Source organism: Azospirillum cavernae (assembly GCF_003590795.1).
In the GTDB taxonomy this organism is placed as follows: domain Bacteria; phylum Pseudomonadota; class Alphaproteobacteria; order Azospirillales; family Azospirillaceae; genus Azospirillum; species Azospirillum cavernae.
Genome location: NZ_QYUL01000001.1, coordinates 363,463 through 383,970, shown reverse-complemented (window position 1 = coordinate 383,970; position 20,508 = coordinate 363,463). Strand labels below are relative to the sequence as shown.

Genomic DNA, 20,508 nt, shown 5'->3' with positions numbered 1-20,508 from the left:
CATCTTTTCAATGCTTTAAGTAAGCGTTGCGCAACTCCACCACATGCAGCACCGCGTCCGCCGCCGCCGGGTCCGGCGCCACCAGCAGGAAGCGGCGCACGCCGTCCAGTTCCGCCAGGATCGCGCCGGGGGCGGACGGATCCGTGCTCCAGGGCAGCGACAGCGCGGCGGTGAAGCGGGACTCGCGGGCCTTGGGGGCGGCGGCCACCGTCCGATTGCGGACGGTGGCGGTCTTTGGCCGCCGCCCTTCCTCTAAACCACCAGGATCGTCCTCATGCCCGGTCCCCTGGAGCGGCGGCGGAGCGCGCGGCGGCGGATTGGGCGGCGAGGGTTTGGCGCAGGGTGTGGGCTTCGCGTTCCAGGATGTCGGCGATGGTGTCGAGGGGGGAGTGGATGGCTTCGGTCGCGGCTTTCAGCTCCGTCAGGGCGTCGCTGTGGGCCTTGACGGCGCGCATCAGGCGGAAGCCTTCCTCGCGCAGCTCGGGCGGCAGGGCGCGGAGGTGGGCGACGGCGAGATCGACGCTCTGCGCGTGGGTCCGGCGGGGCGGCGGGGGTGGGAGCCGATCGGCGGATCCGGCGGGGCGGGCGGCGGCGAGGTGGGCGGCGTCGATCGGCTCGCCCCGGCGCAGACGGTCGAGCGCCTGGGCGAGCAAGGCGGAGCGCGCCCGCTGTTCCTCCTCCTGCCCGATCCGGCGGGCGCGGCGGTCGATGGCGTCGAGGTCGGCGGGCGTCAGCGCCGACGACGGGGCGGCGGGAACGGCGCCGCTGGTCACGGCGTCGAACAGTTCGACCAGGGCGATGGTGATGTCGGTGGCGCGGTCGGTCTCGGCCTTGGTGGTGATGTAGATGGCTTGTTTCTTCGTCAGCCAGAATTGAACCGTCGGGCGACCGCGTCCCCGATTTTGCGGTACGGCGCCGCAAATTCCGCCGAGCCGTTCCAACGCCTCGCGGTGGCGCTCGATCAACTGGCGGATGTCGCGTGGTCGCCCAAAACCCAACGCTTCGGCCAAGCGCAGATCCAGAATGCGCGGCTCGTGATTGATCGTGGTGTCGATGTCGGTCAGTGATAACGCGGGCAAGGCTTGCCCGTTGTCGCCCATGCTGTTCATGGCGATAGCCCCTAGTCCGGCGTTGCCGACGGAGGGCCGCTTTCTACGACAACCCTGGCGCCGGGGGCTAGAAACCTGACTAGGACAGGCCGGATTATTCCCCTTGCGGGTGTTGTATTATCCGACCCCCGGCAAAGGGGTATGCGCCGGACAGACTCCGGGCATGAAAATAGCCGCATCGCAAAAAACGCGCGGGCGGCTTGCCGCCTAGTTGGAGGTTTCTAAGCTCCGACGCGAAACATCGCTCCACCGGGCCGAAGGGTCAAGCCCCTGACACAACCAATCCATTTGGCCCCTGATCCTCCAGCGGCTACAATAAGCCCGCTTCTTAAGGCAGCCCTGGCGCCGTTGCGGCTGGACCCCGATCCCCCAGCGGCTACAATTCTCGAAAAATACAGGAAGCTTGACCAAAGTTGCGGCTGGACCCCGATCCCCCAGCGGCTACAATTCCTCGCGCCAGAACACCACGTCGGATCCAGTTGCGGCTGGACCCCGATCCCCCAGCGGCTACAATGGCGGTCTTGATGGTACTGCCGATTTGAAGGTTGCGGCTGGACCCCGATCCCCCAGCGGCTACAATGCCAAACACTACGGGGTCATGCGCCGTTGAGTTGCGGCTGGACCCCGATCCCCCAGCGGCTACAATCTACCGCCATTTGGCAACCCTGATTGGTCGGTTGCGGCTGGACCCCGATCCCCCAGCGGCTACAATGTCATCCAGGTTGAAGAGCGCGCGGCGCGCGTTGCGGCTGGACCCCGATCCCCCAGCGGCTACAATGATTGCCGCCTGATCGAACGGGTTGATGTAGTTGCGGCTGGACCCCGATCCCCCAGCGGCTACAATCTCCTTGCGCATCTGCATGTATTTCTGGTCGTTGCGGCTGGACCCCGATCCCCCAGCGGCTACAATCTGGTCATGGCCTACCATGATCCGGCCGCAGTTGCGGCTGGACCCCGATCCCCCAGCGGCTACAATCGCCTACACCGTCTACAGCGCGGAAGGCCAGTTGCGGCTGGACCCCGATCCCCCAGCGGCTACAATAGAGGGGCGGGCAGGGCGGAGCGCGTGTTTGTTGCGGCTGGACCCCGATCCCCCAGCGGCTACAATAGGTCCCCGGATAAGGCGTTGACACCAAACGCTTTATCCGGGGATTTTTCTTCGTGAATCCGCCAATCCGGCCCGCTAAAACAGCTTGAACTGTTCGTATTTCGCGCCGGGTTCTTTCTTCGTTCGCGCCTCCAGGCACACCATGGTCTGGTATTGGCGGTCGGTGAAGGTCAGGATTTGCACCTTTCCCCGCTTTGGCACGTTGGTTCGGATGCGCCCGATTCGCGCCTCGACCTGTGGGGCGCCAGCGCAAAAGCGCAGATAGACGCTGAATTGCGACATCTCGAACCCCTCGTCCAACAGGAAATTGCGAAAATTCGTCGCGGCTTTCCGGTCGGTCTTGGTCACGGTGGGCAGATCAAACATCACCATCATCCACATGAGACGATACGCGCTGAGCGCCATGCGCGCCTCCCTTGCCAGAGTGTGGGGGAACGAGATCCAACGGCAGCGGCGACAGCGGCAGGTCCAGAACCTGCCGCTCGCCCAACAGCGTCTGCGCCAGCGAGGAGGCCAGCCGGAACAGGCAGGTCGCCAGCGGGGTGACTCCGGCCTCCGTCCGCAAATCCTGCGTCAGGATGCCCGCCAGCGCGCGTTTGGCGTCCCGATCCACCGACAGACGCCCTTCGGCGACCAGCCGATGCACGAGCAGGTCAACCAACGGTCGGAACGGTTCCAGCAGATCATCGACCAGACACATGGGGTTGGAGCGGTTGGAGTGTTTCAGCCCCAAGGTCGGGTGCAGACCGGCGGCGGCGACCGCCCGCGCCGTGCCGCCGCGCAGGACGGCGTAGCCGTAATTCAGCAGGCCGTTGATTCCCGGCTCGTCGCTGTCGCGGCGGAAATCCGCCCCGAACAGCAACGGCCAGTAACGGCGCGCCGCCTGCGCCTCGATGTTGTCGGGATCGCCGGAGCGCAGTTTGCGGGCCAGCTCGACAAAGGCCCCCGCCGGTTGGCCCAGCGCCGCCAGCACCGCGCCCTGGTTGCGCACCTTGGCCCGGGCGATGGCCTGCCACAGCCGGTTCTTGAAGGCGTCGGTGGTGTCGGCCTGCGCCCGCATCCGCTGGGCCTGGACATGATGCCCGTCAATCGGCCACAGGATCGCCGCCGGGCTGAAGTTGCGCCCGCACAGCACCACCGCGCATTCCCGCTCCAGCAGGGCCAGCAACAGGTTGTTGGAATAGGTCAGCCCATGCGCCGTGCCGATCAGCACGGCGATGTCGTCCAGCGGGACGCGGCCGATTTCCGCGCCGCGCGTGGACACCACCATGAATCCCCGGTCGAGCGACAGATGCCGCCCGTCCTCCGCCACCTCGATGACGATCGCCGCCGCGCTGCCCATGCGTCACTCCATCGGGCCGTTGTCGTGGACGTAGCCCAGCGGATCGACGCCAGCGGGGCGGGCCTGGGCCTTGCGCAGCGCGTCGGGGGAGGCGTAGCGGTATTTGAACGGGTCGTTCTTGTCGGCGTCGCGCGCCTTCAACGCCCCGGCCTCGTGATGGGCGGCCAACGTAATCACCCCCTCCGAAAATTTGACCACCCGCATGATCTGGCGGTCGGGCGCGACGCCCAGCGCCAGCGTGTCGCCCTTGAACAGGCGGAACAGCGGCGTTCCCAGGTCGCCCGCCACCCGCCGCCCGGCCCATTCCAGAAAGGGGCGGCCATCCTCGGCCCGCGACGCCCCGGTTTCCGCCAGCCAGGCCCGGTGAAGCTGGTAAGCCTCATAGGTGCTGACGATTCGCCCGGCCCAGCGCCCGGGCCCGTCGCGCAGGATCTCGTACCAGGCGTTGCTGTCGCCCTTGTAGAGTTTGAACACCGACCCCGCCGGATCGCGAATCGGGATCGGGCTGCCCAGCGTGTCGAGCATCCGCACGCGGCGCACGACGCCCCCCGTCCATTCAAAGCCGCTCAGCGCCTCGGCGAAGCTGCGGCCTTGCGCCGCTTGGCGTTCGACATGGGCCTCCAGCGCCGCCGCCAGCTTGCGGTCGCGGATGTTGTCCAGATCCTTGGCGGTCAGGCCGGACAGCGGTTTGCGCGTCACCACCTGGTGCTGACCATTCGGCAGAACGCCGACCGGGCCATAGGCGGTGTCGTTGTGCATCCGGGTTTGCCAGCCATGCTCGGCCTTGTGGGAGACGATGATCCCGCGCGCCATGTTGCGCACCTGATCGCCAAAGGACTCGGCGCTGACCCCGTCGAACGGGTCGGGCAGACCGTCGAACAGCCGTTCAAGCTCCTTCTTCTCCGCCCGTTCCGCCGCCTCGGCCACCCGCTGCACCAGCCGTTGGTCGATGACGCCCAGAACGGCGGCGTCGATGGCGTGGTGGCGGTGGTCGCAGCGGTTCTTCAGATTGGCGTCGGACAGGATCGCGTTCAGCCCCCAGCGCGCCCGCAGCAGCGCCGTCAAGCGCCCCGGCGCCACCCGGACCTTTTCCAACGGGATGACGCAGCCCAGATAGATCCGGGCGATCTTCGACAGATGCCGGGTTTCGTTGAGCTGGCGGGCCAGAAAGCCCTTGTCGCCGTTGAAGCGTTCCATGGCGTCGGGTTGGAAGCGCCAGCGCTTGTTCTTGGGCAGCAATTCGGCGCGCGCCAGGATGCCGTCCCAGTCATAGCCCTCCACCGGGGCGACGCCGAACGCGTCCCACGGCGTGCGGTTGCGTTTGAATCGGTTGGCGGACCGGAAACAGACGATCTTGTTGTCGGCCCCGTCGCTCAAGGTTTTGCTGAAGGGCAGGATGTGGTCGATGTCCACCTCGCCGTTGAACAGTTGCGCCTTGCCGATCGGCTTGCCGGTGTAGACGCAGAGGTGGGCGACGCCGTGCTTGGGCAGCTCCTCCCACAGGCGCAGGCGCAGCAGCGCCTCGCCCTTCACCGCGACGCCCAGCTCGCGCAGCTCCGCCGCCCGCGCCTCGTTCTTTTTCTGGTTCAGCGCCTGGTCGCGCTGGGTCTGGTCGCGCTCGTCGCGGCTTTGCTTCAGGTCGCGCGCCAGCTCGACGACGATCTCCTCCGGCTTGCCCCAGCGGGCGATGATGGCGTTGACCAGCCGCCGCAGCTCGTTCAACCCGATGTGAACGGTGGGGTTGGGAAAGCGCCCGAGTCGCCGCTCCGGCGGGTCGTTCGGCTCGCCGGTGCCAAAGGCGATGAAGCGCTCCAGCGGCTCGCCGTAATAGGGCAGGAGATCCAACAGCCGGTCGGGACGGAAATCGGAGTGATGCAGGCCCATCGCCTCCACCGCCTCGCTGTAATCCAAATGGCGGTCGCGCATTTCCGGCACCACCAGCTCCAGCGCCTTTTCGCTCAGGCGGCAATGGCCCTCGGGCAGGCCGGGGCGTTCGGCCATCAGGGTCGCCAGCTCCCAATCCAACCCCAGATCGGACACCAGCCACGCCGCCAATTCCCCTTCATCCTCGGCGTCGAGCAGGCGACCGACGATCTCCCGCTGGCGCTGGGGGGAAAAAGCGCGCCAGGCCGCGCCGATGCGCCGCCGCTTTCCCTTTTCCGCCGCCAGCGCGTCGGCCACGGCGTCGCCCTTCAGCCGGTCGCGCTTGTCGTCCTCCAGATTGATTTTCGCGTCAGGCGGCAGGGCCAGCTCCTTCGCCAACGCCTTGAAGGTCAAATCGCCCTTGTGACACAGCCGGTCGAACAGGCGGGAATGCTCCTCGGCGGTCAGGCCCCAGGCGGCTGCGCCGGGCCGTTCAAAGCGCAGGTTGGCAAGCTCCGTCAGGATGCGGAATTGCTGGGCGATGGGCAGCGCCCAGGGCGCCCGCTCCTCCGCCGGGAACAGGGTGCATTTGCCGGGGCGCACCGGGCGCAGCGGGCGCTGGTGGAAGATGATCGACTCGATCCGGTCCCACTGCGCCGCCGACAGGTTGGGGTGATGCGGCGCCTGCGCGGCGCGGATCGCCTGGAACTCTTCCAGCACCAGGGCGCGGTCGGGGTAAAAGCCGTAGGACGCCTTGGCCCCGCTGCCGGTCAGCCGCGCCCGCACCGGCTGGCGGTTCTTGTGGCGCGCCGCCAGCCAGACCCCCAGCGTTTGGGCGTCGGCCTTTTTCATTTCCTCCTTCAGGGCGGAAACGCCGGTCTTGACCTTGCCCGCCTCGGCCTCGTCGCCGCCCGCCTTGCGGTTGCTCTTGAAGCCGCGCCGCTGGTTCAGGTGGAACAGCGCGCGGCCAAGCTGGGGCGCGGGCAACGGCTGCGTCACCGCGAGCGCGCGTTGCTCGTAGGGATCCCGCTCCACCTCCAGCGCCTTGCGCGCGGCCTCGTCCGTCGGCATCAGGCCGCAGGCGATCAGCGCGTTCATCAGAACCGCGCGCCGCCGCAGATAACGGTCGCGCCGCCGCCGCATCGACCGCGCCAGCCGCCGGTCGGCGGCCAGCGATTCCTGGGATTTGGGATCGCGCCCATCGGGAAAAATCCGCACGCCCATGCGCCGCACCCGGCAAGGCCGCCCCTCTCCGTTCAGATCGAGCAGGCAGAAACCAACGCTGTTGGTCCCGAGATCGAGCGACAGGCGGTAGCGGAGACGTTTGGACATGAAGAGCTTCCCCCAGAATGCGGCGATGGAGCAACGAGAACTCGCCTTATGGAGGATCAACTTTCGGATGACGTCCGCGCAAAGTCTATTCGGAAAGGAGAATGCACGTCCTTGACGCGCGGTTTGCGCCGTGCAACCCTGGGGATGGAATGACAATTTCCTTGCTTAGCCGCTGGGGGATCGGGGTCCTTCCGTTAACACGTCATGGGGGTTCGCCCCTGATGGCACAAGATGTGCGGCGGGCTTCGGCCCGCCGCGTTCTTTTTGGGGATGGCTCACCCCGGATCGTGCCCACCAACCACCGCAGGGCATAGGCCCGCTCGTGCCCCAGCCGCCGCCCGATTGCGGACGGCGGCGGTCTTTGGACCGCCGCCCTTTCCCTGGACCGCCAGGATCGTCCTCACGCCCGGTCCCCCGGAGCGGTGGCGGAGCGGGCGGTGGTGGGTTGGGCGGCGAGGGTTTGGCGCAGGGTGTGGGCTTCGCGTTCCAGGATTTCGGCGACGGCGTCGAGGGGGGAGTGGATGGCTTCGGTCGCGGCCTTCAGCTCCTTCAGGGCGTCGCTGTGGGCCTTGACGGCGCGCGTCAGGCGGAAACCCTCCTCGCGCAGTTCGGGCGGCAGGGCGCGGAGGTGGGCGACGGCGAGATCGACGCTCTGCGCGTGGGTCCGGCGGGGCGGCGGCGGGGGCGGAGCGGCGGACAGGGCGGGCCGGGCGGCGTCGAACCGAGCGGCGTCAAGCTGGGCGGCGTCGATCGGCTCGCCCCGGCGCAGACGGTCGAGCGCCTGCCCGGTCAGCGCGGCGCGGGCGCGGCGCTCCTCCTCCTGCCCGATCCGGCGGGCGCGCTGGTCGATGGCGTCGAGGTCGGCGCGGGTCAGCGCCGGAGCCGGGGCGGGAGGAGCGGCGGCGCCGGTCGCGGCGTCGAACAGCTCGACCACGGCGATGGTGATGTCGGTGGCGCGGTCGGTCTCGGCCTTGGTGGTGATGTAGATGGCTTGTTTTTTCGTCAGCCAGAATTCGGTCGCCGGGCGTCCGCGTCCGGGATTTTGCCGCACGGTGCGGCAAATTCCGCCAAGCCGCTCCAGGGCGTCGAGATGGCGCTCGATCAGGGGGCGGATGTCGCGGGGCTTCTTGAAGCCCAAGGCTTCGGCGAGGCGCAGGTCGAGGATGCGCGGCTCGCCGCTGATGGTGGTGTCGATGTCGGTCAGTGATAACGCGGGCAAGGCTTGCCCGTTGTCGCCCATGGTGTCCATGGCGAAGCCCTCCTGTACGGCGTGGCCGACATCAAGAAGGCTTCTGAGGACCGCCCTGGTGCCGGGGGTTCAGAACCTGTACAGGTCAGGCCGGACTATTCCCCTTGCGGGTGTTGTATTATCCGACCCCCGGCGAAGGGGCATGCTACGGACAGAGTCCGGGCATGAAAAGAGCCACATCGCGAAAACGCGCGGGTGGCTTGCCGCCTGTAGAGGAGGTTCTGAGGCTCCGGGGGGAAGAGTCGCTCCGTTGGGGGTGGGGCGTCAAGAGCAATACCAATACCGCGCCCAGTACACAGACGCATTCAGATGGTTCAGAGACAGCCGGGGAAAATCAACGCCTTGGAGGCAGGTCACATGTATTTTCCTTCCGCACCTGAGTATTAGTAAAAATTTTGGGGATCCTAAAGAAATTATCAGAGAAAACGATCCATGAATTCAGACATTTTCACAGTCTTTGTGCGAATTCCAAGAATTCTATAGACAATCTTTATTTTTCTGTAAAATTTATTGTCCTCAGTTACTAAATACTCCGCTGAAGATCCAAATATTGCAGCCTTACAGTCTCGCATAATATTGCTTGGCTTGTTTTTTTTATCAGTTTTCTCAGAAAGAATTGGGTGAAAATCAAGAACCATATATAGGTTCTGGATTTTATAATGCAAATTCATGCTATCGATTTTTACTCCGCCAACCTCACTCAACCATGAACAAAACTCCATTGCTTTTCCGTCAAATAGATCGTCATCATTCTCATTGAAGAAATCAAGATATTTGATCGCTTTCTCAATCTCATTCGTATGATCAGATATCGATGTATCATTATTCATCAAGTTATCCCTTAGCATGATGATGTTTTTTTTAAATTTATTATAATACACTGGATTATCTATATTTATCCAAATTTCTCTCAATACATTTTTTATTACATCTTTATCCATTAATCCGTTATTTTTTTGTAGCTCATCCATGAAAATTGAGTCTTCATCAACTTTATCCATATCAACATTGAAACTTCTTCCGGTTATTATATTGATCGGTTGTTGAGGTTCGTTTTCAGAAAGAATTTTCTGAAAATGATCTTTTATATCAACGCCTTCAAACAACACAATTTTTTGGTCACCATCTCGCTTCATGAACAACGCTGTGTTATTCGACATTTCAGACATGAACCTTAGGTCATCTAACACGCGATCTTCATTTCCTGGATTGACGCTTTTCTTAAGATCAAGTAAATGCGACTCACAAATTGGAAAACAATATTTCCTTTTCAATCTTTGCACTAGATGCGATAATGCAACTCCATCTTTTGAGCAATCTCCATTTTTATCCTTAGGGGCATAGCCATTTTTTATGTACTTAACAACATTGTAGTCCAATAATATATATGGCTTGTCAATAGGCTTCATTTTTATCTCCGTATTATATAGAAACGATGAATTCCATTTCTGATACATCATTTATATATCTACATTATAATCTTCTCCATTTTTTACCTTTCTAAGTAGGTCGACCGCATCGTGGGAAAACTTGTGAAATTTTGTTTTGTTTACCATTTCAGATCGGTGGTATTTATTATCGCACTCCTTAATATTTATGCCCTTTTCCGAAATTATTTTATCCATCAATTTGTTAGCGTGATGCCACCCTTTGAAACCAAGCATTTTTCCAAGTTGAGTCGCACTTAATGGATGCTGTGCAGAAGCTATGCTATAATCACTAATGTTTGCTATCCCGAACAACTTGGCAAAAGAACTTGAACTCTCTACTGATTCAGTAAGCATCTGAAAATCGGCGTGCACCTTCATATTAGGAATATCATGACGAACCAAATCATATGAACGCGCAACAAGAGCCCGAAGCACTCGAGGGTTAATATCATTAAGAACAGGATTAGAAGAAAAAGCATCAAAAACCCAACCAAAATCAGACGCTTCTATCAGCTTCACGCGAACTGAACGCTCATCCTCGGTAGGAATTATTTTTTCACGCGCAGGAGTGGATTTGCTGCTAATATTCCTATTCCACTCCAGAATATAAACATTAGGGACAACGCCTCCTTTCTCTGGCAGAGCCTCATCTATATCAGACAATATCGCCCTTATATTTGGATCGCCGGCACTATAACCTATAAAAATCAAGGGATGTTCGTTAAAGAAAGTGAGCAACTTTGCGCTAAGGAATTTCTTTTTCCTCATGAAGTTATCATAGTCTCTTTGCGTAAAAACAATACTATTGTATTCGCTTACGCAGCCATGAATTTTATATATTTCTCCGATTGATATCTGCTGACCCTTTAGTATCTGCTGGCCAATAATAGGAGTATGATCTGGAAATAAAATTTCCATCATGCAGTCATAATTTGTTGTAATTACAGCGTGAGGTCTAATTTTTTTTAGGGAACCAATTTCATCGCTATATTCATCAAAGAAAATGCCATCATTTTTCTCCGTAAATTCACGGATATATGTAGCTATCTTATACTTTATGTAGGATTGCGCATCCACAGACGCATCAAACATTTCTTTTGGGAAATGAGCGTGCCCATTGCCCCAAGCCCAATTCTGGAAAAGGCGAGAAAATTCTTCTCCAATTCTCATAGGCGTTTTGAATGACTGCTTATAAAAGCCAATTCCTTTTTCAATATTTGGGCACAATTCAGCAAGATAGCTCAGAAGTTCATCCCAATTTGGCGTGCCAACATATCTTTTCGTTAGACCGGAACCTACGAATAGTATGGGTTGACAGCCAAACTTCTGCATAGTTTCTGATATATCATCTTTTATCTCTTCAACATATCGTCCATACTTGGACCCGATATACCCACTTCCACCGTCTGTCATGAAAATCCTCTTAAGGGAAGGTGATGTTAACATTTTCTAAATTGTAGGATCTGGAGGCGTTCCAGCCTCTAATCCAACAAAAGAATTCTAATTCATTTCAACTCAACAGCGCAACATAAGCGTATTATCTTCATCTAGTAAGATAGCACCGCTCACGAGGTCGAAATCGTCGATTACCACTGACCAGCCAACGCCAAGGAGGGCGCCATGCGGATCAAAACCCACCCTGGCGAGGTTCTCCGGGACGAGCTCCTCGTCCCGTTCGATCTCTCGGCCAACGCGCTGGCGCTGGCGCTGTGCGTTCCGGCGGCCCGCATCGGGGAAATCGTCAACGAGCGGCGCGGGATCACCGCCGACACCGCGTTGCGGCTGGCGCGCTATTTCGGCACCACGCCAGAATTCTGGCTGAATCTCCAGATGGCGCATGACCTGTCCGCCGCCGTCGCCGAGCGCGGCGAGGACATCCAGCGCAGCGTCGACCCCCGCGCGGCCTGACGGGCGGGCGGCGCGGCGTCCAAGCTCCCAGCCGACGCCGCGCGGCAGGACGGCGCCGAGCCGCGCGAACATCAGGCTCGCCGCGCCCATCATCGTTCTCCCTCGGGCTGTTCGCAGCGTGGATCGGCGCGGCGCAGCCGGATCAGGTCCGTCGTGGTCAACAGGCGGTCATCCACCCGGTGCAGCGCGCCGGATCGGTAGACCCGATGACCGGCGGCGCGCAGGGCCTGGACGGCGCGATAGAGGGCGTCGGCCTCGGGCTGGGGCGGCGCCGGGCGGTGGCGCGCCGTGCGGGGCGGATCGCCCAGATCCAGGCGAAGCTGGCGGTCGGGCGCACGGCGCCGGAGATGGCCGGAGGGCGCGGGCATGGCTCAGGCCCTCCCCTCGACGGCCTCGGCCAGATGGGCGCGGACCGCGTCGATGGCCGCCGCCGGGATCTCGCACTCCGGGCTGTCGGGCGGATCGCCCCAAAAGCTGTTCCAGCCGATGCGCCCCCGGCTGAACCACTGGTCGAGCTGCTGGGCGAAATCCTGGACGCGGGCCGGGTGCAGGCGGGGGCAGCGCTGGGCGAGGACGCCCGCGATGGCCGCCCGCGACGGGCGGCGCGTGGTCAACAGCGGCGATGGCGGCGGCGGGGGCGACGGAGTCGGCTCTGGGGCGATTGAGCGTCCGCAGGCCTTGATCCGCGATGGGGTTTCCAGCGGCATGGGTTCGTCCAGCCAGCGGTCTTGCGCCAGCCAGGTCGCCGGGTTGCAGGGCCGGGGCGCCTCCGGCTGGGCCAGACGCTCGCGATAGCGGGCGGCGCCGGACAGCAACGCCTCGCGAGTCGCTCCGCGCCGTCGCGCCGCCCGGTAAGCCCGCTCGGCGGCGGCGCGGCCAACCCGGTGCGGGTAACGCCCGTACCAGTCGGCGAAATCGGCCTCCAGCGACGGCGGGAAATCCGGTGGCGAGCTGCGTGGCGGCGGATCGTCCGGCGGCGGGGGGCTTTGGGGGGTGTTTTTTCTTTCTGTAATCTGAAATCTGTAATCTGTCGCGCGCAGAGGCCGTGACGTCACAGGTGACGTCACAGGTGGGGGCGTCACAGATGGCGGCGCGTCCGGCGACGGCTCGCCGGTGGCCTTGCGCGCCCGGTGTTCGCGCATCCGTTCGGCCCCGTCATGGTCGCTCTTGAACTGGCGCTTGTCCCAGGCGCTGAGGCGGTCGCCGTCCAGCGTCAGCCCCTGCATCGCCGCGCGAATCGCCGCGACGGCGGCGGCGGGCAGATCCAGCGCCGCGCCGATCAGCCGGTCGCTCCACCCCAGCAGGGTACCGCGCGGCTCGATGCCCGAGGCGTGGCACAGCATCGCCGACCACACCGCCAGCACGGCGTGCACCGGCTGGCCGCTGTCGGCGGCGACGAGGCGCCATTTCGGATCCATGGCGGTCTCGTTGTACAGGCGAACCCACCTCATGGCGCGTCCTCCCGCGCCAGAGGTCGAGGCTCGCGGCTGGTCCGGGGCGGTTTTGCGGTCATGGCGCACCTGTCCTGTCACCGGCGGCGCGTGGGTCCGCCGGGGCGTGGCGGTTTCCTGCGGGCGCACGGGGGCGTGGCTGCAAGAAACATCGGAATTTATTCCTGTTTTGCGATACCCTCTGGGCGCAGATCACCGCGTTCCCGCCGCGCGAACGGCGGGCGTCACAGCGGCGGCGATGATCGGAGTCCCAGCGGGGCGGCCTCGGCGGGGCCGTCCCGCGTCAGGGCGGGGCGCGCGGATTCATGGCGAAGCTCCAGGGTTCACCGGCGCGGGCGCGCGCGGCGTTGGGGGGCGCAAACGCGCATCGCCTCCGGTCGTGGGGCGACCGAAAGCGGCGCGGTCCTCAACACAAGGACGAGGGGGCGGAGACGACTCGGCCCCGCGCGGCGGCGGCGGGCCGCGCGCCCAGCCCGCGCGATGGCGGGTTGGCGGGCGGAACAGATTGTTTTTCTGGATGGATCTGGGATCCGAAGGCGCGCGGACGGTTGGGCGGCGCCCGGTCATGCCGTCCCTTGCCGGGCCGGAGCCGCCCGCAGGTCGCGCAGGCGGGCGGTGGCGCGCGTCATCAGGGACAACAGCTCGTCCGCCTCATGGTCCGGCAGATCGGCGAGGCGGTGGACGCGGAACACCGCCCAGACCAGGCGGTCGAGGCTCCAGCTTTTCACAGCGGCGGCGGCCTCAAACGCGGGCCACGCCGCCAAAACGGCGCGCTGGGCGGGGGTGAGGGGGGAGGATTCGGCGGCGGTCATGACGGCGCCTGGGAGGTCGGGGCGCCCCCGATTGACCCCACCGGACGGCAAGCGCCTGATTCGGCGTGAAGGACATATCCCGCAAGGCCAGATCCTTCAGGGTTGCTTGATCGCGCAGAGCGAGCGATGCTTCCCAACGAAACAACCAGGAGTCCGGGATTTTGCCGATTCCCTCGGGTCATGCCCTTCTCCTTTTCCCGCGCGGTTTGCCCAAAAGCGGCGCGCTGAGGTCGCTGGCGGCCAGGGCCACGGGATCGGTCATGAAATCGGGGGGAATCACCGCCTCCATGGCTCGCAGGGTGATGGCGGTCGGGTTTCCCTGCTGGCGCAGCACGTCACGCACGGTGCTGGGTGGCATGGACGCGGCCCGGCCGAATGTTTGCGCGGTCCACCCCATGTGCCGGGCGAAGGCGCAGATTCGATGAATCGAAGCATCGATGTGCATGACGTGTTTCATGACCACCAAAATCCATCGGTATACCGTGAATGTCAAGGGGGTGTTTTCGGTGTTAGAGCAATTTGAATCATCGGTACAGCGTTCTCGCGCTTTTGCGCCGGGTCCGCATAATGCCGCCATGGAAACGCCGCCCAAGACCGACATCGCCGCAGCGCTCAATCGTGTCCTGCTGACGCGGAAAGAGCGTCTGCGGTCCAAGAACCATTGGGCGGGATTGGCGAAGATCCCGACCACAACGGTTCTGGACGCCTTCAAGGGATCGAACAGCACGATCGACACCTTGACCAAGCTTGCGGAAGGCGCCGGGATGACTCTGGCGGAGCTGCTGGCCCATGGCGATCCGGACTGGGAAGTCCAGGTCAAGATCCGGAACACCTTCCGGTCCTGGACTATCGAGGACGTCGATGGCCTGATTCGGCTCCTTGAGCGGCGCAGCGGGCCGCGCGACTCCGACGCATCCTAATCCAGCGGTCGATCAGCGGCAGGATCTTGTCCGCCCCCTCGCGGCGGCACAGCAACGTCACCAGTTCGACGGCGCGATCCTCACGCGCGCGCCGGTATGACAGGGAACTCGACTGCTCGTTCTTCGGCGTGTCTGACACCGCCATCCCCCATTGATTCATCGCCCCGCCGGGGGTCAGCCCCGGCTGTCGGGCAGGCGCGCGGCTGACCACAGGGCGCGCCCCGACCCGGCATGGTTTGCGCACAAACGGAAAAGTTGCGCCCTGTTGCGGACATTCTCCAACAGTTGCCTCTGAAAGCGGCTCGCCGCCGCCCTCGCCCGGTCAGAGCGGGGGCAAATCAGCGCATCAGAAAACGCGGTATACCGTTGAATTTTTGATTGACGAACTCACGATATACCGCGCATCCTAATACAGGGCAGGCCGGGAACGCCAGCGCCCTTGGATCAAGATTTTTCGGGGAGTCAGCCGATGAAGGGCGCAATCAAGGCCCCCTTGCCGCGCCGGGACGGGCCGCAAAACGTGCCGATGGACCGATCCCTTGGCGTCCTGTCGGGCAAGATGGAACGCACGCTGCGCCACATGGCGCCAGCTCTGCCGAAGGGCGGCTCAACGCCGCTGGTCGCGTACAATGTGGTGATCGCCAACCGCTGGACCGCGCACCGAACGTCCATGCGGTTGGACGTCACGTCGTGGCTGCTGCTCGACCACATCGCCGAGGTCGAGGGCTACGCAAACCGAGACGTGCTCATCAGCGCGATTCATGAGCGGTCCTACGCCCGTGAACAGCCGTTGACGGCGCTGGTCCGCCTGTTTTTGCAAACCTACACGGCCCCTGCCCCGGTCCTGGCCCAATTGGAACCACCGCCACGCCGCCATGGGACGGGCGCGGCGCCGATTCCAGGCGGCGCGGTCTCCTTGGATCCGTCATCGTCCGCGCCAAGCCGAACCGCCGCCCTCAATCATGCATGACCAGCACGGCGCCGACGTGGCGCGTCAGGAAGGTTGATCGTGATCGCCAAAGTGTCCGACCTCGCCGGGTTGCCCTATTGGCCGCGCCTGCTCAGCCGCGACCAAGCCGCGCGCTATGTCGGCGTGTCGCCCGGCCAATTCGACCGGGAAGTCGCCGACGGCCATTGGCCGCCGCCCGAACGTCGGGGCGCCGTCTTGTCCGCCCGCGCCGGGCGCCTGCTGTGGGATCGGCTCTTGCTTGACAAACGGCAGGACGAACGCAGCGGACTCCAGCAAGACTCCATCGCGGACAACCGGACGGGCGGCGCTTCGGAATGGGCAGGGTGGAATTGAACGTCCCGCGCATGAAGCGGGTGGCCGGGCGCTGGTACTGGCGCACCACGGCGGCGGTGAAGGCGTTGGGCTTTTGCGATGAGGCGCTGGGCGACGACACCGACAAGGCGATCACCCGCGCGCGCGATTTGAACGCCCAGGTCGAGAACGAGCGGGCGCGGCGCGCCGGGCTGCCGCCCTCGATCATCCCCGGCAGCGTGGCCGCGTTGATCGGCAAGTATGAGGCGTCGCCGCAATTCGCCAAGCTGGCCCCGAAGACCAAGCAGGATTACCGGCTGCTGCTGCGCCGGATCGAGAAGGTCGCGGCGTCGAAGATCGTGTCCACGATCACGCGCGCGTGGCTGGTCACGGGCTATGAGGTGGTGCAGACGAAATCCGGGCTGGCGACGGCGAACGCCATGATGCGCGTCTGGCGCATTCTGCTGGGGCATGCCTGTGACCGGGGGATGATCGACGTTTCACCGGCGGATGGGATGCGACTGACCGGCGTCGCCGCCCGAACCCAGATCTGGACGCCTGAACAGGTCGAGGCGTTTTGCGCGGCGGCGGCGGCGGAGAAGCGGGAGTCGCTGGCGCTCGCCGTCCGGTTGGCGCTCGACATCGGCCAGCGGCAGGGCGACATCCTGGCGCTGACGTGGAACGACTATGACGGCGCGGCGTTCACCATCGTTCAGAACAAGACCAAGCACGCGTTGCGGGTGCCGGTGATGCCCGACATGCAGGCGCGGTTGGCGGCGATGAAACGGCAGGCTGTCCAGATCATCGTGAGCGAGGCCACCGGACGGCCTTATCAGCAATTTCACTTCGGCCATGAGTTCGCCCGGATCCGGGCGATCGCCAAGCTGCCTTCGGATTTGCAATTCCGCGACCTGCGGCGGACGGCGGCGACGGAGCTGGGCGCGGCGGGGGCGACCGACGATGAAATCCGCTCGGTGACGGGTCACAGGTCGAGAGGCGTCGTGGCGGTGTATGTTCGGCCCGATGAACGCATGGCCACGGCGGCGCAAAACAAACGCCAGACCGGCCGGAAACCGCGTTCATGACGGGGCCTATTTTCACCCCACCGCACGCCCGCCAAACGCCAAGTGGGAAATCGCCATTTTCGGCGGTGGGAAAAATGGCGGAAGCCAGACATGGAAAGGCCCCGAAACGCATTACGTTTCAGGGCCTTAGAGTGGTGCCGCAACAGGGAATTGAACCCCGGACCTACTGATTACGAATCAGTTGCTCTACCCCTGAGCTACTGCGGCGTCGTTGTGGCGGGGAACATAGCGGCGTGATCGGACGGATGCAAGCGAACAATTTCAAAAAAAATCACGCCCCTGGTCGGCCTCAGCCATGCTCGTGAATCACGTCCAGAAAGGCGGCGGCGTAGCGTTCCAGCTTGCGGCTGCCCACGCCGGGCAGGCGGGCGAAGGCGTCGGGCGTCAGCGGGCGTTGATGGACCATCTCCAACAGGGTGCTGTCGTGAAAAATGACGTAGGGCGGCACCCCCTGCTCCTTGGCCAGCCCGGTGCGGCAATCGCGCAGGGCGTGCCACAGGGCGTCGTCCGCCGCCGACAGGCTGGTGCGGGTTCCGCTCGACGACGAACCACCACTTCCCGCCCCGCCCCGTCCGGTTTGGCGGCGCAAGGCGTCGTGGACGCCGCGACGGCGCTCCTGAACCGGATCCTTGCGCAGACTGACCGACCGTTGCCCCTTGATGACCGCCACCCCGGCGTCGGTCAGGCGGAAACCGCCATAGCCTTCCAGATCGACGGTCAGGAAGCCGTTGGCCACCAACTGGCGGTACACCGATTGCCATTCGGTCTTCGCCAGATCCTTGCCGACGCCGAAGGTTTTCAGCGCGTCATGCGCCTGCTGGATCACCTTTTCGGTCGCGTTTCCCAACAGCACGTCGATCAGATGCCCGGCGCCATAGCGCTGGCCGGTGCGGTAGACCGCCGACAGCGCCTTTTGCGCGGCGATGGTGCCGTCCCAACTCGCCACCGGGTCCAGGCAGGTGTCGCAATTGCCGCAAGGCTCGGCCATCGTCTCGTTGAAATAATTCAGCAAGACCTGACGACGGCAGCCCGACGTCTCGCAATAACCGAGCAGCGCCTCCAGCTTGCCGCGCTCCACCCGGCGGTGGCTGTCGCCCGCCTCCGACTGCTCCAGCATCTGGCGCAGCATGACCACGTCGGCCATGCCGTAGGACATCCAGGCGTTGGCGGGCAGGCCGTCGCGCCCGGCGCGCCCGGTTTCCTGGTAATAGGCCTCCAGGCTTTTCGGCGGGTCGAGGTGGCAGACGAAACGGACGTTCGGCTTGTCGATGCCCATGCCGAAGGCCACCGTCGCCACCATGACGATGCCCTCGCTTTTGATGAAGCGGTCCTGGTTGGCTTCGCGCACGGAGGCGGGAAGACCGGCGTGGTAGGGCAGCGCCTCGCGCCCCTGGGCGTTCAGCCAGGCCGCCGTGTCCTCGACCTTCGCGCGCGACATGCAATAGACGATGCCCGCGTCCTCACCGTGATTCTCGTTGAGGAAGGCCAGCATCTGCTGACGCTCGCTCTTCTTCGGCACGACGCGGTAGGTGATGTTGGGGCGGTCGAAGCTGGACAGGAAGACCCGCGCCTCCGTCAGCCCCAGCTTTTCCTTGATCTCGTTGCGGGTCTGCACATCAGCGGTGGCGGTCAGCGCGATGCGCGGCACATCCGGGTGGCGTTCGTGCAGGATCGACAGTTGCAGATATTCCGGGCGGAAATCATGCCCCCATTGCGACACGCAATGCGCCTCGTCCAGCGCGAACAGCGCCAGCTTGGTGCGGTCGAGCAACTCCAGGAAACGCGGCGTCACCAGCCGTTCCGGGGCGACATAGACAAGGTCGATGTCGCCGCGCGCCATGTCGCGTTCGACCTCGCGCGCTTCCGCCGCGCCCAGGGAGGAGTTGAGGAAGGCGGCGCGCACGCCCAACTCGCGCATCGCCGTGACCTGGTCGCGCATCAGGGCGATCAGCGGCGAGACGACCACGGTCACGCCGTCGCGCACCAGCGCCGGGATTTGGTAGCACAGCGATTTGCCGCCGCCGGTCGGCATCAGCACCAGCGCGTCGCCGCCGCGCACGACATGATCGATGATGTCGGCCTGCTGCCCCCGGAAGGAGGCGTAGCCGAAAACCGTGCGCAGCGCATTGAGCGCCGCGTCAGGGTCGTCGCCGGGACTCGCGCCGGAGTCGCGACCAGAAAAGGAAAACAACGAATCCACGCCGATGCGGTTCAAAAGTGGGGGCCGGAACCCGGCCTTCGGATCAGGCCCCATGATGTCGCACAGATTGCCCCAACGGCAAAGCCGCAATCACGACTCGGGCGAGCGGACCGCGCGGCGGCCCGCTGTCAACTCCACACATGCGTGTGGAGATAGGGGAGTTTTTCTTTCCTGCCGTGTAAACTGAAAGCGGCGGATGGGTGGTCCATCCGCCGTTTCAGAAGGAGGAAAAAAGGCATGAAGAAGATGCCCTTCTCCCTGGTGCTCCAGTGGCGGCGTTGGCGGATCGAAATCCGCGTGACCCGCCGCTAAGCATCAGGAGCGGGCCGGTGGGTGCAGGAACACCCATCGGCCTCCTCCCATCACTATAGCGCCGTCGCCGTCCTTTTTCAACGCAAGGTCTACAGAAGATCCCGCAGCATGGCGACCAGCGGCACGTCGGCGGGCGGCATCGGGTAATCGCCCATGCGGTTGGGACGGACCCAGGCCAGACGCTGCCCCTCCTGCGCGACGACGTCGCCCTCCCACACCCGGCAGACATAGAGCGGCATCAGCAGGTGAAAGCTCTCGTAACTGTGCGAGGCGAAGGTGAAGGGGGCCAGACAGCTCGCCGCCGTGTCGATCCCCAACTCCTCCTTCAGCTCGCGCACCAGGGCGGCTTCCGGGGTTTCCCCCGCGTCCACCTTGCCGCCGGGAAATTCCCACAGCCCCGCCAGCGACTTGCCGGGCGGGCGTTGGGCCAGCAGCACGCGGCCATCAGCGTCCACCAGGGCCACCGCGACGACGAACAAGGTCGGCAGGCTGCCGCGCGGCGGGGTGGAGGTGGGATCGAAACAGGCGGTCACGCGCGCTCTCCTTGCAAGCTCCGCCAACGCGCGGCGGTCATCACGAAACGATCCGCGCCGTCTCCCTCCGCCGCGCTTCCATGCGCCGCAGAAGCGGAAACGGACGAAGGCGAGGGTTCAAAGCCGAGCGCGGTCACAAGCCTTTGGGACGGATGGTTGGCCGGATCCACCTCAGCCCATACGACGGACAAGCCCAGGCGGTCGAACGCGGCGGACAGCATTCCCTGCGCCATGTCGCGCCCATAGCCGAAACGCTGGTGCGGCAGGCCGACCCAATAGCCGAGTTCGGCTCCCGTCCGCCCATCCGCGTCCAGGCGCAATCCGGCGCCGCCGATCACCGTACCGTCGCCGCGCCGCTCCGCCAGAAGCTCCAACGCCTCGCCCGCTTGACGCTGGCGGCTGGACCACTCAACCCACGCCCGCCCGTCCGCGTCGGTGTAGGGATGGGGCGCGCGAGGCAGCCAGCGCGACACCCTGCGGTCCCCGATCAACGGCACGAGCTGCGGAACGTCCGTCAACCGGAAGGGGCGCAGACGGAGGTTCCGCGCGTCCACCCGCTCCGGCAACCCCATTGCGCCCCCAAACGCGGCCAT

20 protein-coding genes, 1 tRNA gene and 1 CRISPR repeat array are annotated in these 20,508 nt (G+C 63.7%); of the genes, 5 read left to right on the top strand and 16 right to left on the bottom strand.

Features of this window, described 5'->3' with window-relative positions; all coding sequences use genetic code 11:
- Positions 1-7 precede the first annotated feature (7 nt).
- The 8 genes from D3877_RS01825 to D3877_RS01795 all read right to left on the bottom strand — a co-directional run bounded on the left by D3877_RS01825 (position 8) and on the right by D3877_RS01795 (position 10,846).
- Entirely contained in the window at positions 8-208 is a 201-nt protein-coding gene (locus D3877_RS01825) for a hypothetical protein (protein WP_199720671.1), read from the bottom strand.
- A gap of 64 nt (positions 209-272) precedes the next feature.
- Positions 273-1,109, bottom strand: coding sequence for a hypothetical protein (locus D3877_RS01820; protein ID WP_119829078.1), 837 nt, complete (start codon positions 1,107-1,109; stop codon positions 273-275).
- A gap of 347 nt (positions 1,110-1,456) precedes the next feature.
- A CRISPR array of direct repeats spans positions 1,457-2,217; the repeat unit is 36 nt; unit sequence GTTGCGGCTGGACCCCGATCCCCCAGCGGCTACAAT.
- A 75-nt stretch (positions 2,218-2,292) separates the two neighbouring features.
- Positions 2,293-2,583: a CRISPR-associated endonuclease Cas2 gene (gene cas2 / locus D3877_RS01815; RefSeq protein ID WP_238474683.1), complete on the bottom strand. Its 291-nt coding sequence runs from the start codon at positions 2,581-2,583 to the stop codon at positions 2,293-2,295.
- Positions 2,576-3,559, bottom strand: a complete 984-nt coding sequence (gene cas1 / locus D3877_RS01810) for a type II CRISPR-associated endonuclease Cas1 (protein ID WP_119829076.1) — start codon at positions 3,557-3,559, stop codon at positions 2,576-2,578. Before cas1 ends, cas2 begins: the two co-directional genes overlap by 8 nt.
- Positions 3,560-3,562: 3 nt before the next feature.
- Entirely contained in the window at positions 3,563-6,754 is a 3,192-nt protein-coding gene (cas9, locus tag D3877_RS01805; protein WP_119829075.1) for a type II CRISPR RNA-guided endonuclease Cas9, read from the bottom strand.
- A gap of 400 nt (positions 6,755-7,154) precedes the next feature.
- Positions 7,155-8,003: a hypothetical protein gene (locus tag D3877_RS01800; protein WP_119829074.1), complete on the bottom strand. Its 849-nt coding sequence runs from the start codon at positions 8,001-8,003 to the stop codon at positions 7,155-7,157.
- A gap of 416 nt (positions 8,004-8,419) precedes the next feature.
- Positions 8,420-9,412, bottom strand: coding sequence for a hypothetical protein (locus tag D3877_RS29265; RefSeq protein WP_147395072.1), 993 nt, complete (start codon positions 9,410-9,412; stop codon positions 8,420-8,422).
- Positions 9,413-9,463: 51 nt separating this feature from the next.
- Positions 9,464-10,846, bottom strand: coding sequence for an SIR2 family NAD-dependent protein deacylase (locus D3877_RS01795; RefSeq protein WP_158599759.1), 1,383 nt, complete (start codon positions 10,844-10,846; stop codon positions 9,464-9,466).
- Positions 10,847-11,053: 207 nt separating this feature from the next.
- Here D3877_RS01795 and D3877_RS01790 point away from each other — a divergent pair, with 207 nt between their 5' ends.
- On the top strand, positions 11,054-11,341 hold the full coding sequence (locus tag D3877_RS01790; protein ID WP_119829072.1) for a HigA family addiction module antitoxin: 288 nt from the start codon (positions 11,054-11,056) through the stop codon (positions 11,339-11,341).
- A gap of 89 nt (positions 11,342-11,430) precedes the next feature.
- Here D3877_RS01790 and D3877_RS01785 read toward each other — a convergent pair whose 3' ends face one another.
- From D3877_RS01785 to D3877_RS01770, 4 genes are all read right to left on the bottom strand, one after another.
- Positions 11,431-11,709, bottom strand: coding sequence for a hypothetical protein (locus tag D3877_RS01785; RefSeq protein ID WP_119829071.1), 279 nt, complete (start codon positions 11,707-11,709; stop codon positions 11,431-11,433).
- Between the two features lie 3 nt (positions 11,710-11,712).
- Positions 11,713-12,792 (bottom strand): hypothetical protein, encoded by a 1,080-nt coding sequence (locus D3877_RS30095; RefSeq protein ID WP_199720669.1) that lies wholly within the window; start codon positions 12,790-12,792, stop codon positions 11,713-11,715.
- Positions 12,793-13,355: 563 nt separating this feature from the next.
- On the bottom strand, positions 13,356-13,604 hold the full coding sequence (locus D3877_RS01775; protein ID WP_119829070.1) for a hypothetical protein: 249 nt from the start codon (positions 13,602-13,604) through the stop codon (positions 13,356-13,358).
- 178 nt (positions 13,605-13,782) lie between these two features.
- The gene (locus tag D3877_RS01770) at positions 13,783-13,962 is read right to left on the bottom strand and encodes a hypothetical protein (protein WP_238474682.1); all 180 of its coding nucleotides are present in this window, start codon (positions 13,960-13,962) and stop codon (positions 13,783-13,785) included.
- 97 nt (positions 13,963-14,059) lie between these two features.
- Between D3877_RS01770 and D3877_RS01765 the strand changes: the two genes are divergently transcribed.
- The 4 genes from D3877_RS01765 to D3877_RS01750 all read left to right on the top strand — a co-directional run bounded on the left by D3877_RS01765 (position 14,060) and on the right by D3877_RS01750 (position 16,870).
- Positions 14,060-14,524: a hypothetical protein gene (locus tag D3877_RS01765; protein WP_238474681.1), complete on the top strand. Its 465-nt coding sequence runs from the start codon at positions 14,060-14,062 to the stop codon at positions 14,522-14,524.
- Positions 14,525-14,993: 469 nt separating this feature from the next.
- Positions 14,994-15,494 (top strand): ribbon-helix-helix domain-containing protein, encoded by a 501-nt coding sequence (locus D3877_RS01760; protein ID WP_119829068.1) that lies wholly within the window; start codon positions 14,994-14,996, stop codon positions 15,492-15,494.
- Between the two features lie 39 nt (positions 15,495-15,533).
- Entirely contained in the window at positions 15,534-15,827 is a 294-nt protein-coding gene (locus tag D3877_RS01755) for a hypothetical protein (protein WP_147395071.1), read from the top strand.
- Positions 15,818-16,870, top strand: coding sequence for a tyrosine-type recombinase/integrase (locus D3877_RS01750; protein ID WP_158599758.1), 1,053 nt, complete (start codon positions 15,818-15,820; stop codon positions 16,868-16,870). The genes D3877_RS01755 and D3877_RS01750 overlap by 10 nt, the downstream gene beginning before the upstream one ends.
- Positions 16,871-17,002: 132 nt before the next feature.
- On the opposite strand, the gene D3877_RS01745 is transcribed toward D3877_RS01750, so the two are convergent.
- The 4 genes from D3877_RS01745 to D3877_RS01730 form a co-directional block, all read right to left on the bottom strand.
- Positions 17,003-17,077, bottom strand: a tRNA-Thr gene (locus tag D3877_RS01745).
- 82 nt (positions 17,078-17,159) lie between these two features.
- Positions 17,160-19,070: a DNA helicase RecQ gene (gene recQ, locus D3877_RS01740; RefSeq protein ID WP_119830717.1), complete on the bottom strand. Its 1,911-nt coding sequence runs from the start codon at positions 19,068-19,070 to the stop codon at positions 17,160-17,162.
- 401 nt (positions 19,071-19,471) lie between these two features.
- Positions 19,472-19,915 (bottom strand): (deoxy)nucleoside triphosphate pyrophosphohydrolase, encoded by a 444-nt coding sequence (locus tag D3877_RS01735; protein ID WP_119829065.1) that lies wholly within the window; start codon positions 19,913-19,915, stop codon positions 19,472-19,474.
- Positions 19,912-20,508, bottom strand: a complete 597-nt coding sequence (locus D3877_RS01730; protein ID WP_119829064.1) for a GNAT family N-acetyltransferase — start codon at positions 20,506-20,508, stop codon at positions 19,912-19,914. Before D3877_RS01730 ends, D3877_RS01735 begins: the two co-directional genes overlap by 4 nt.